The organism is Stenotrophomonas sp. S49 (assembly GCF_016624905.1).
Taxonomy (GTDB): Bacteria; Pseudomonadota; Gammaproteobacteria; order Xanthomonadales; family Xanthomonadaceae; genus Stenotrophomonas.
The window spans coordinates 1-11,837 of the sequence record NZ_JACVUD010000122.1; the positions used below are offsets into that span (position 1 = coordinate 1).

At 65.9% G+C, this 11,837-nt stretch carries 7 protein-coding genes; 2 read left to right on the forward strand and 5 right to left on the reverse strand.

Features of this window, described 5'->3' with window-relative positions:
- Window positions 1–230 precede the first annotated feature (230 nt).
- Both IAE58_RS18480 and IAE58_RS18485 read left to right on the forward strand, forming a co-directional pair.
- Window positions 231–1,907 (forward strand): long-chain fatty acid--CoA ligase, encoded by a 1,677-nt coding sequence (locus tag IAE58_RS18480; RefSeq protein WP_199933538.1) that lies wholly within the window; start codon window positions 231–233, stop codon window positions 1,905–1,907.
- A gap of 160 nt (window positions 1,908–2,067) precedes the next feature.
- A complete protein-coding gene (locus IAE58_RS18485; protein ID WP_108752992.1) occupies window positions 2,068–2,940 on the forward strand; it encodes a crotonase/enoyl-CoA hydratase family protein in 873 nt (290 codons plus the stop codon).
- 140 nt (window positions 2,941–3,080) lie between these two features.
- Here the strand turns inward: IAE58_RS18485 and IAE58_RS18490 are convergent, their stop codons facing one another.
- The 5 genes from IAE58_RS18490 to IAE58_RS18510 form a co-directional block, all read right to left on the reverse strand.
- Window positions 3,081–5,249: a response regulator gene (locus tag IAE58_RS18490; protein WP_108752991.1), complete on the reverse strand. Its 2,169-nt coding sequence runs from the start codon at window positions 5,247–5,249 to the stop codon at window positions 3,081–3,083.
- On the reverse strand, window positions 5,246–6,391 hold the full coding sequence (locus IAE58_RS18495; RefSeq protein ID WP_199933539.1) for a two-component system response regulator: 1,146 nt from the start codon (window positions 6,389–6,391) through the stop codon (window positions 5,246–5,248). The genes IAE58_RS18490 and IAE58_RS18495 overlap by 4 nt, the downstream gene beginning before the upstream one ends.
- 201 nt (window positions 6,392–6,592) lie before the next feature.
- Window positions 6,593–8,104, reverse strand: a complete 1,512-nt coding sequence (gene lysS / locus IAE58_RS18500; RefSeq protein WP_199933540.1) for a lysine--tRNA ligase — start codon at window positions 8,102–8,104, stop codon at window positions 6,593–6,595.
- Between the two features lie 163 nt (window positions 8,105–8,267).
- On the reverse strand, window positions 8,268–9,908 hold the full coding sequence (locus IAE58_RS18505) for an acetolactate synthase large subunit (protein ID WP_199933541.1): 1,641 nt from the start codon (window positions 9,906–9,908) through the stop codon (window positions 8,268–8,270).
- 63 nt (window positions 9,909–9,971) lie between these two features.
- Window positions 9,972–11,357, reverse strand: coding sequence for an NAD-dependent succinate-semialdehyde dehydrogenase (locus IAE58_RS18510; RefSeq protein ID WP_199933542.1), 1,386 nt, complete (start codon window positions 11,355–11,357; stop codon window positions 9,972–9,974).
- Window positions 11,358–11,837: the final 480 nt, after the last annotated feature.

The following is an 11,837-nucleotide window of genomic DNA, read 5'->3' on the forward strand; positions in this document are numbered from 1 at the left end:
ATGCGCGTCCGCGCAAAAACCATCCACGCATGGCGTGGATCTACAGGTGCTCGCCGTCGGCACCGCGTCCAGGTAGCGCCGGGCCCTGCCCGGCGGCGCCCATCGCATCCAACCAGACCTGACGATCACGCCCTCTTCGCGTTTTCCCTACGGAACGGTATGCTGCTGCGAGCGGTTCTGGCGGATACTGTCCGCGCCGCACCCATCACAACGATTCCTGGAGGGGGAATATGAGTCTGGATCGTCCCTGGCTGCAGAGCTATCCGAAAGGCGTTCCCGCCGAAATCGACGTCAACGAGTTCCATTCGGTAGCTTCGGTCTTCGACGCCTCCGTGGCGAAGTTCCGCGACCACCCCGCCTACTCCAGTTTCGGCAAGGTGCTCACCTATGGTGAAACCGATGCCCTGGTCGAGCAGTTCGCGGCCTACCTGCTGGGCGAACTGAAGCTGAAAAAGGGCGACCGCGTTGCCCTGATGATGCCCAACTGCCTGCAGTACCCCATCGCGACCTTCGGCGTGCTTCGCGCCGGCCTCACCGTGGTCAACGTCAACCCGCTGTACACCGCCCGCGAGCTGAAGCATCAGCTGGTCGATGCCGGTGTCACCGCGCTGGTGGTCGTGGACAACTTCGGCGACACCGTGCAGCAGGTCATCGCCGAGACCCAGGTCAAGCAGGTCATCACCACCGGTCTGGGCGACCTGCTCGGGGCCAAGGGTGCGATCGTCAATTTCGTGCTGAAGTACGTCAAGAAGATGGTGCCCAACTATCATCTGAAGGGCGCCATCCGCTTCAAGCAGGCGCTCAAGCTGGGCAGCCGCCACACCCTGCCCAAGGTCGAGATCGACCACGATGACGTGGCGTTCCTGCAGTACACCGGCGGCACCACCGGCGTGGCCAAGGGCGCCATGCTGACCAACCGCAACCTGATCGCCAACATGCAGCAGGCCTCAGCCTGGATCGGCGCATCGGGCATCGAGCCGGGCAAGGAGTGGATCATCACCGCCCTGCCGCTGTACCACATCTTCGCACTGACAGCGAACGGCCTGGTCTTCATGAAGTTCGGTGGCTGCAACCACCTGATCACCAATCCGCGCGACATGAAGGGCTTCGTGAAGGAGCTCAAGTCGGTGCGCTTCACCGCCATCACCGGCGTCAACACGCTGTTCAACGGCCTGCTGAACACCCCCGGCTTCGACACCGTGGACTTCTCCTCGCTGAAGGTCACCCTGGGCGGCGGCATGGCCGTGCAGCGTGCGGTGGCCGAGCGCTGGAAGAAGGTGACCGGGGTGACCCTGGTGGAGGCCTACGGCCTGACCGAAACCTCCCCGGCCGCCTGCATCAACCCGCTGGACCTGAAGGAATACAACGGCGCCATCGGCCTGCCGATTCCGTCCACCGATGCCTGCATCAAGGACGACAACAGCAACATCCTGCCGCTGGGCGAAGTGGGCGAGCTGTGCATCAAGGGCCCGCAGGTGATGAAGGGCTACTGGCAGCGCCCGGACGAAACCCGCCAGGCCATCGACGCCGACGGCTGGCTGCACACCGGCGACATGGCGCGCATGGATGAGCAGGGCTTCTTCTACATTGTCGACCGCAAGAAGGACATGATCCTGGTGTCCGGCTTCAACGTGTACCCCAACGAAGTGGAAGACGTGATCGCGATGATGCCCGGCGTGCTGGAAGTGGCCGCGGTGGGCGTTCCGGATGAAAAGTCCGGCGAAGTGGTGAAGGTCGTGATCGTGAAGAAGGACCCGAACCTGACCGCCGAAATGGTCAAGGAACATGCCCGGGCCAACCTGACCGGTTACAAGCACCCCAGAATCGTAGAATTCCGAAAAGAGCTGCCGAAGACCAACGTGGGCAAGATCCTGCGACGCGAGCTGCGCGATACGCCCGCCACGTAAGGGTTTCCACTGGTTTCAACGCCGTCAGGCCCGGGTCGGAAACGCCCCGGGCCTTTTCGCATGTGAAAGGCTGCACCCGTTGTAGCATCGCGTCGTGTGTGGACCGCTCGGCCCGCCGGCCACCACGTTTTCACGCGGGCCGCCTGCCGAGGACCCTTCCATGAGCACCATCGAAAAACTGCCGACCAGCGGTTCACCGTTTGCCACCATCCGTACCGAAGACAGCGACGACGGCGCTGCCCACTGGCTGTTCATGCATGCCGATGCGTCCACGGGCATCCGCCCGTGCTGCCGCAAGGACATGCTGGACGAAATGTGGAGCTACATGAACGCCATCACCCGCAGCCCGGCGCAGCGTCACAGCGGCCAACTGCGGCACTTCGTGCTGGCCTCCGACGCCATCGCCTACAACCTGGGCGGTGACCTGGACCTGTTCACCCGCCTGATCCGCGAAGGCAACCGCGACCTGCTGCTGACCTACGCCCAACGCTGCGTGGAAGGCGTACACCACCTGCACACCGGCTTTGGCGGCGATGTGCGTTCGATCGCGCTGATCCAGGGTGATGCCTTGGGGGGCGGCCTGGAAATGGCCCTGGCCTGCCACACCATCGTGGCCGAGGAAGGCAGCGGCATGGGCCTGCCCGAAGTGCTGTTCGGACTGTTCCCGGGCATGGGCGCGTACTCGTTCCTGTGCCGCCGCGTGGCCCCGCAGCTGGCCGAGAAGATCATCCTGGACGGCCGCATCTACAGTGCCGAGGAAATGCATGCACTGGGGGTGGTGGACGTGCTGGTGAAGAAGGGCGAAGGCCGTGCCGCCGTGCAGGAGATGATCCGCCACCAGCAGCGCCTGCCGCAGTCGTACCTGGCCATGAACGCCGCACGCAACCTGGCCCAGGCGGTGAGCTACGACGAGCTGCTGGAAATCACCAAGGTCTGGGTCGATTCAGCGCTGGCCCTGGGTGATCGCTCGCTGCGCACGATGGATCGATTGATCAAGGCACAGACGCGTCGTGCGTCGATGGATGCAGCCTGATTCCAGCCCTCCCCCTGCTGGCTTGGAGCCCGGTTGGCCACCGGGCTTTTTTTCGCGCGATCCCCGCATCGTAGAGTCGAGCTTGCTCGACTATCGACGGCAGTCGAGCAAGCTCGACTCTACGGAGCTGAGGCTCGACTCTACGGCGCGTCGTCAGCCGCGCCGCGCGCCTTACGTTCGGCGCGTGCATCCAGCGCCTGCCGGCCTTCCTTGATCGCCCCCTGAAGCACCGACAGTCGCGCCTGCCATTCGGCCTTCAACTGCCAATCGGCCATGCGCATCAGCTCACCGGCACGGTTGGCCGCGCGCACCAGCCCCAGGTTGCCGGACACACCCTTGATCGCATGCGACTGCTCGCGGAACTGGCCCCAGCGCCCGGCCTCGCCATCGGCCTCTGCCTTGCGCAGGCAGGCCTCGGCGTCTTCCAGGCACTGGCGGATGAACTCACGTTCGAAGCCATCGCCCATGCCCAGCGATGCCAGTTCGTCCAGCACACCGGTATCGAGCACGCCATCGAGCTGTACCGGCGCACGCACCACCAGCGGCGCGGCATTTTTCAGGTTCGCGTTGTTGGCGATCTCCGCCAGCGTATCCAGCAGGCGCGCGGCCACCACGGGTTTGGCCAGGAAGGCATGTGCGCCGGCCTGCGTGCAGCGCTGGATCGCTTCGGGGGTGACATCGGCGCTGAGCACCATCACCGGCGTGCGCGGGCCGCCACCGGACTGCATCACCCGCAGTTCCTTCAGCATGTCCAGGCCACTCATGCCGGGCATGTGCAGGTCGACGATGGCCGCATCGAACTCACTCTCGGCCAGCGCATCCAGCACCGCTTCGCCGCCGTCCACGCACATCACCCGGTGGCCGGCCTTCTGCAGCAGGCGCTGCAGCACCATGCGGTTGGCTTCGTGGTCGTCGGCCACCAGGATCTGCATGCTGCGCACGCGCGCGCGGTGGCGCAGGAACGGATCGGCGAAGGCGATCACGTTGCCACCCGGGCCGATATCCTCGCCGGCGGCCACGCTGGGCACCAGGCCCGGCTCGACCGGCTGCGGCGGCGCGAACGGCAGTTCCACCCAGAAGTGGCTGCCCTGCGGCGGATTGTCCAGGTAGCCGATCTGCCCATCCATGGCCTCGACCAGGCCCTTGGCGATGGTGGTGCCCAGGCCGGTGCCTTCGTGGCGGCGGGCCATGCTCACATCGGCCTGTTCGAAAGCCTCGAACAAGCGCGGGCGCATCGCCACCGGCACGCCAATGCCGGTATCGATGATGTCAAAGCGCAGGCGCACCGCACCGTGGGTGTCGGCGTGCACCACATTCACCCGGATCTCCACCCGGCCCTGGTCGGTGAACTTCACCGCGTTGCCGGCCAGGTTCAGCAGGATCTGGCGCAGGTGGCCCACGTCGCCGCGCAGGGTCTGCGGCACGGTCGCGGCCACCTTCACCCGGTAATCCAACCGCTTGGCCTTGGCCTGCGGCAACAGGATCAGGCCGATCGCCTGGATCACGTCGGACAGCACGAAATCCTCGGCCACCACGCGCAGCTTGCCGGCCTCGATGGCCGAGATGTCCAGCACTTCCTCCACCAGCGCCAGCAGGCTGCGGGAAGAGGCCTGGATGGTATTCAGACACTCACGCTGTTCTTCATCCAGGCGTGTGGTCGCCAACACCTCGGTCATGCCATTCAATCCATTGAGTGGGGTACGGAATTCGTGACTCATATTGGCCAGGAAGCGGCTCTTGGCCTCACTGGCCCGGCGCGCTTCGGCCATCGCGTGCGTCAACTGGCGCAGCAGCGTCGAGAAGTACAGCGGCACCGCCGCCAAGCCCAGCCACAAGCCGATGGCCAGGCGCAGGTTCTGCTGCCAATACGGGGTCAGCAGCGCGGTGGCGCCGAAGCTGACCATGGCCATCGCCACGGCCACGTACAGATAGGTGTTGCCAAAGCGCATGCCGTTGCCGACGGTCACCCACATCACCACGATGTAGACCCACGACAGCGGCTCGCCCATCTGGATCATGCCGGCAGCGATCAATCCATAGTCGGCCAGCATGCCGAGCACGCGGCGCGGGTCGGAGCGGCCGGGCCGCCACAACAGCCAGCCGAACGCCAGCAGCGAAAGGCTCAGACCGGTCAGCACGATGGCCAGCACGCCCACATACTGGTCGTGCGGCAGGTCGAAGCGCACGCTGGGCAACAGCACGTAGCCCAGGATCAGGCTGATCAGCACGATGCGGACGATCTGCTGCCCATGCTCGCTGTCCTGCCGGTTCGACAGGCGCTGGCGCAGTCGCGACAGCAGCCGCTTCACGTGCCCATCCCCGGCCGCGCCGACGCGGTGGAGTGCTCGGCGCAGATCTGTTCCAGCTGATTGCGCCCGCGCAGCAGCGCGTCCACGCAGCGCGGGTCGAACAGGCGCCCGCGCTGGGCGTACAGATAGGCCAGGGTCGCTTCGAAGGTCCACGCCTCTTTGTACGGACGCGGCGAAATCAGCGCGTCGAACACATCGGCCACGGCCACGATGCGCGCCTCCAGCGGAATCGCGTCGCCCACCAGGCCGTCGGGATAGCCGCTGCCGTCGTAGCGCTCGTGGTGACGCAGCGCGATCAGCGCACCGACCTGGATGAAGCGGTTCTGGCTGCCGCTCAGCAGTTCGTGGCCGATACGCGGGTGCCGGCGCATGATCGCCAGCTCGTCTTCGGTCAGCTTGCCCTGTTTCAGCAGCACCGCATCGGGAATGGCGATCTTGCCCATGTCGTGCAGGGGCGCGGCCGCCTCGATCAGCTTCACTTCGTCTTCGGGCAGGCCCAACTGCTCGGCAATCAGCCCGGCCACGCGCGCCATGCGCTCAAGATAGGCACTGGTGCCGGCATCACGGAACTCGATCGCCCGCGCCAGCCGCGAAAGGGTTTCGCGCTCGCGCTCTTCCACCTCGTGCATGCTGGCCAGCAGGCGCTGCTCCAGCGACAAGGCACGTTGCTTCACGTTCTCGCTCTGCTGGCGCAGCTGCAGCAGGTTGTAGCAGCGCGCGCGCAGTTCACGCGGGCGGATCGGCTTGACCAGGAAATCGATCACCCCCGCTTCCAGTGCCGCCTGGCGGATCGGTTCATCGCCCACCACGGTGATCAGGATCACCGGAATGTCGCGATGCTTGGGCAGGCGGCGGAAGCGGCGGGCGAACTCCAGCCCGTCCATTTCCGGCATGCGGTAGTCAAGCAGCAACAGATCGACCGGGTGCGCTTCGCACCAGGCCAGGGCCGTAAGCGGATCGCCAAAGTCGTGCACGGACAGTTCTGGTGCGATGTCTTCAATGACATGCCGCAACATCGTCCGTGCAGAAGTCTGGTCGTCGACAATGACGATATTCAACGCGCTCTCTGCCTTCCTTCTCGACCACGCTGGAAACTCAGCCGGCGAGGATACTCCGCCGCTGTGCACACTGGCACCCTGCATCGGCCCCACTCCCGTCACGATTTCGCCGGTTCATGATCGTCATCACAATGTGAAGCCGGTCCTTCGCATTGCCTACACCCCAGCCCCTGTTTGCCACAGGGGATGTCAAGGCGGTGCAATCACCATACGCCGTGTGCGGAAAGCGTCAATCGCGCCATCCCATTCCGGGACGGCGCGCACATGCAGAGTGCGAACCCGAGCTTAGTGCTCCGGACGCATGTAGGGGAACAGCAGAACGTCACGGATCGAACTGCTGCCGGTCAGCAGCATCACCAGACGGTCCACGCCGATGCCCAGGCCGCCGGTCGGGGCCATACCGTACTCCAGCGCACGGATGTAGTCGGCGTCGTAGTGCATGGCCTCGTCGTCGCCCCCTTCCTTGGCGGCCACCTGGGCCTGGAAGCGCTGCGCTTGGTCTTCCGGGTCGTTCAATTCGGAGAAGCCGTTGGCCAGCTCCTTGCCGTTGATGAACAGCTCGAAGCGGTCGGTGTAGCCCGGGTCGTTGTCGTTGGCGCGGGCCAGCGGCGAAACCTCCACCGGGTGGTCGGTGATGAAGGTCGGCTGGATCAGGGTGTGCTCAACGGTGGCCTCGAAGATTTCCAGCAGCAGCTTGCCCCAGCCGTAAGACGGCTTGACGCGGATCTTCAAGCGCTCGCAATGGCGCAGCAGCGCCTCGCGGTCGGTGCAGTCGGCCGCGGAGATTTCCGGGTTGTGGTGGCGCACCGCCTCGTCCATGCGCCAGCGGCGGAAGGCCGGGCCCAGGTCGATGTTGGCGCCGTCCCATTCCACCGTGGTGCCGCCGTTGACGGTCTGCGCCACATCGCGGATCACGCCCTCGGTCAGGTCCATGATCTCGTTGTACGTGGCATAGGCCTCGTACAGCTCCATCATGGTGAATTCGGGGTTGTGGCGGGTGCTGACGCCTTCGTTGCGGAAGTTGCGGTTGATCTCGTAGACCCGCTCTAGGCCGCCCACGGTCAGGCGCTTCAGGTACAGCTCCGGCGCCACGCGCAGGTACAGGTCCAGGTCCAGCGCGTTGTGGTGGGTGGTGAACGGCTTGGCCGCCGCGCCGCCGGGGATGTAATGCATCATCGGCGTCTCGACTTCGAGGAAGTCGCGGTTGTCCAGCCAGGCACGCATGGCGCGGATGATCTTCGAGCGCTTGATGAAGACCGCGCGCGATTCCGGGGTCACGATCAGGTCGACGTAGCGCTGGCGGTAACGCTGTTCCACGTCGGAAAGGCCGTGCCACTTGTCCGGCAGCGGGCGCAGCGACTTGGTCAGCAGGCGGATCGATTCGGCCTTGACCGACAGTTCGCCGGTCTTGGTGCGGGTCAGGCCGCCTTCCACGGCGATGATGTCGCCTACGTCCCAGCCCTTGAAGGCGGTGTAGGCATCGCCCAGCACGGCGCCCTGCAGGAACAGCTGGATGCGGCCGGATTCGTCCTGGATCTGGGCGAAGCTGGCCTTGCCCATGATGCGCTTGGCCATCAGGCGGCCTGCCATCTTCACCGTGTGGTCAGTGGCTTCCAGCGCCTCGGCGGTCCACTGCTCGGCATCGGAGAATTCTTCCTGCAGGCGCCCGGCGAAGTCCTGGCGACGGAAATCGTTCGGGTACGCGATGCCCTGCCCACGCAGCGCTTTGAGTTTCTCACGGCGCTCGGCGATCAACTTGTTTTCGTCGACGGGGGGGGTATCGGTAGCTTCGCTCATGGATCTGCGGGAATCGTGTAGTGAGGGGGATGCTGCGCCGGCACAGCCGGTTGCACAGCATACCAAAACCGCCCTGCCCCGGCCCCGGCAGCGCCCGGTAGCGCCGGGCCATGCCCGGCGGTCGGTCGGCGCACGAATCCGCCGGGCGTGGCCCGGCGCTACCTCATGCATTCCCGGGAAACGCCTGCCGCAGCTCGTCCACCAGCACCCGCTGGTTTTCCGAGTAATCCACCGGCACCGATACCAGGTGCACCCCGCCCTCGTTGAAGGCCGCTTCCAGGATCGGAATGAACTGCTCGATGGCCGTCACCTCATGGCCCTTGCAGCCATAGGCCTGCGCGTACTTCACGAAATCGGGGTTGCTGAAGGTCATGCCGTAGTCGGTGAAGCCATCCACCGCCTGCTTCCAGCGGATCATGCCGTAGGCCCCATCATTGAGGATCAGCACCACCAGGTTCAGGCCAAGCCGCCGGGCGGTTTCCAGCTCCTGGCTGTTCATCATGAAACCGCCATCGCCACACACCGCCAGCACCCGCCGCTGCGGATACAGGATCGACGCCATGATCGCCGACGGCAGGCCCGCGCCCATGGTCGCCAGCGCATTGTCCAGCAGCAGCGTATTGGCCACCTGGGTGCGGTAATTGCGCGCAAACCAGATCTTGTACATGCCGTTGTCCAGCGCCACGATGCCGTCCGGCGGCATCACCTGGCGCACGTCATGCACCAGCCGCTGCGGGGTGAAGCCCGGCTCCTCGGCGCGGTCGGCCAGATGGTCCAGGATGGTCGCGCGCAGCGGCAGCAGCGCATCGGCATGTGGCACCTGGCCTTCGATGCGATCAGCCAGCTGGGTCAGCGAGCGGCCGATGTCGCCGATCACTTCCACCTGCGGGAAGTACACCTGCTCCACCGCCGCCTGCGAATAGCCGATATGGATGACCGTGGGGCCACCGGGCCGCATCACGAACGGCGGCTTCTCGGTCACCTCGTGGCCGATGGTCACGATCACATCGGCCTGGTCGATGGCCATGTGCACGTAGTCGCGCTCGGTCAGCGCGGCCGTGCCCATGTACAGGCCCGAGCCGCCGGCCACCGCGCCCTTGCCCATCTGCGTGGTGAAGAACGGAATGCCCGCACGCAGCACGAAGGCCGACAGCGCTTCGCTGGACTGCGGCCGCGAGGCCGCCGAGGCGATCATCAACAGCGGCCGCTTCGCCGCGCGGATGAGCTGTGCCGCCCGGTCCAGCGCTTCGGGGCTGGCAATGGGCCGATCCACCGCATGGGTGGGAATGAGCGATACCCCTTCCACTCCGGTGGCGGCGATGTCCTCGGGCAGCTCCAGCAGCACCGGGCCGGGGCGCTCTTCCTGGGCCACCCGGAAGGCCTCGCGCACGATGGTAGGGATCGTCCGCGCCGACACGATCTGCCGCGCCAGCTTGGTCAGCGGCTTCATGGTGCTCACGATATCCACGATCTGGAACCGCGCCTGCTTGCTGGCCACGATGCCCTTCTGCCCGGTGATCATGATCACCGGCCATGCGCCCAACAGCGCGTAGGCGGCGCCAGTGGTGAAGTTCAGCGCGCCCGGCCCCAGCGTGGCCAGACACACGCCCGGCTTGCCGGTCAGGCGGCCGTAGGTGGCGGCCATGAACACCGCCGCCTGTTCGTGGCGGGTGATGACCAGCTCGATGCTGGAATGGCGCAGCGACTCGACCACGTCGAGGTTTTCTTCGCCGGGAATACCGAAAATACGCTCGACGCCTTCGTTCTCAAGTGCGGCGACAAGCAGATCTGAACCCTTGGACATCGGAATGCCGTCCCTTCGCTGGACTGTGGGGGGAATGGTTGCAGGTGGGATGAGAGCCAGGTGTCAACGCTTGTCGAACCAGACCGTCTGCGCGTTGACGAATTCACGGATGCCAAAGTGCGAGAGCTCGCGGCCAAAGCCACTCTTCTTCACCCCGCCAATGGGCACGCGCGGGTCGGAGGCCGAGAAGCCGTTGACGAACACGCCCCCGGTCTGCAGCCGGCGGGCCAGCTGCATGGCCCTCGCGCGGTCGCCGCTCCACAGGTTGCCGCTCAGGCCGAACTCGCTCTGGTTGGCCAGCTCCACCGCATGGTCGGCATCGCGGGCGCGGCTGATCGAGGCCACCGGACCGAAGGTTTCGGTATCGAAGGCCTGCATGCCGGGCTCGACGTCCACCAGCACCGTCGGCGCGTAGAAGGCACCGGGGCGATCCAATTGATGGCCACCCACCCGCAGCTGGGCACCGGCGTCCACCGACGCCTGCACCTGCGCATGCAGCTGGTCCAGCAGGTCCTGGCGGGCCATCGGGCCAATGCGGTTGCCCGGCTCGCGCCCATCGCCGATGGTCAGCGCCTGCACCTTCTGGCAGAACTGCGCCACGAACCGATCGTAGACCGCCTCTTCAACGATGATGCGCTTGCCGGCGATGCAGACCTGCCCGGTGTTCTGGAAGCGCGAGGCCACGGCCGCGTCCACGGCGGCATCCAGATCGGCATCGGCCAGCACGATGAACGGGTCCGAGCCGCCCAGTTCCAGGACTACCTTCTTCAGCGCCTGCCCGGCCTGGGCAGCGATGCTGCGGCCGGCGGCCACGCTGCCGGTGAGGGTGACGGCGGCAATGCGATCGTCGGCAATCGCGGCACTGGTGCCGTCGCGGCTGATGTTGGCGGCGATGAACGTGCCCTCCGGCAGGCCGGCCTCACGCCAGGCGGCGTCGAGCAGCAGCGCGGTACCGACGATGTTCTCGGCCGGCTTCAGCAGGAAGCCATTGCCGCCCATCAGGATCGGCACCGCCGCGCGCATCACCTGCCAGTACGGGAAATTCCACGGCATGATGCCCAGCACCACGCCCAGCGGAAGGTAGGACACATAGGCCTGGTCGCCCGGCACCTGGGTCGGTTCATCGCGCAGGAACGGCGCGCCGTGGTCGGCGTACCAGTCGCACAGCACGGCGCATTTCTCGATCTCGGCCAGGGCTTCGGCCTGCACCTTGCCCATTTCGGCGGTGGCCAGCGCGGCCAGCGGTTCGCGGTCACGGCGCAGCACCGCGGCCATGGCGCGCAGGACGCCCGCGCGCTGTTCCAGGGTGTAGCCGCTCCAGGCGGCGAAGCCGTCCTGGCCGCGCTGCAGGATCGTTTCCAGTTCGGCGGCGCTGGCGAACGGGTGCTCGGCGATCACCTGGCCGGTAGCCGGGTCGCGGGAGATGGCGGTACTGGGGGCAGCGGACATGCAGGTCTCCTGTTGTCTCGACAGCGGGCGGGCAGCCCGTGTCCTGCACAGCAATGTGGACCTGTTCGAGGGCAGCAACAAGGCGTCTGCTTATCCTGTGACCTGCACTTACCTGTATAGGGGGGGTTATGGCAGGGCTTGCAGCCCTGCACCTGCCTGGAGCAACGGCAACGTCAAGGTCAAAAGCTGGCTATCCGTGGATTGGCGGGGCGATGTCGGATCACGGGGACGCCGCAAGTACGTCCTTGTAGGCTTGGCAGCCGCATCCATGCGGCTGACACCCCGCAATCCGACACCGCCCCACCTTCGACAGGTTCACGCGATCTGTCGGAACGGCATGACGCTGCTGGTGGTGGGTGCCGACCGTTGGTCGGCACGGGGTCCGTCGGAACGGGGATGTGCTCGGGTAGGTGTCGACCTTGGTCGACACAGTAGCAACTGTCTTGTCAGGGGCTGCCGAGGGCCACCTCGGCGTCCCGC

Bases quoted from the DNA above. Each gene is read 5' to 3' on its own strand.
- IAE58_RS18485 (WP_108752992.1), top strand. From the start codon at position 2,068: ATGAGCACCATCGAAAAACTGCCGACCAGCGGTTCACCGTTTGCCACC.
- IAE58_RS18480 (WP_199933538.1), top strand. From the start codon at position 231: ATGAGTCTGGATCGTCCCTGGCTGCAGAGCTATCCGAAAGGCGTTCCC.
- lysS (WP_199933540.1), bottom strand. From the start codon at position 8,104: ATGAGCGAAGCTACCGATACCCCCCCCGTCGACGAAAACAAGTTGATC.
- IAE58_RS18510 (WP_199933542.1), bottom strand. From the start codon at position 11,357: ATGTCCGCTGCCCCCAGTACCGCCATCTCCCGCGACCCGGCTACCGGC.
- IAE58_RS18505 (WP_199933541.1), bottom strand. From the start codon at position 9,908: ATGTCCAAGGGTTCAGATCTGCTTGTCGCCGCACTTGAGAACGAAGGC.
- IAE58_RS18495 (WP_199933539.1), bottom strand. From the start codon at position 6,391: ATGCAGGGTGCCAGTGTGCACAGCGGCGGAGTATCCTCGCCGGCTGAG.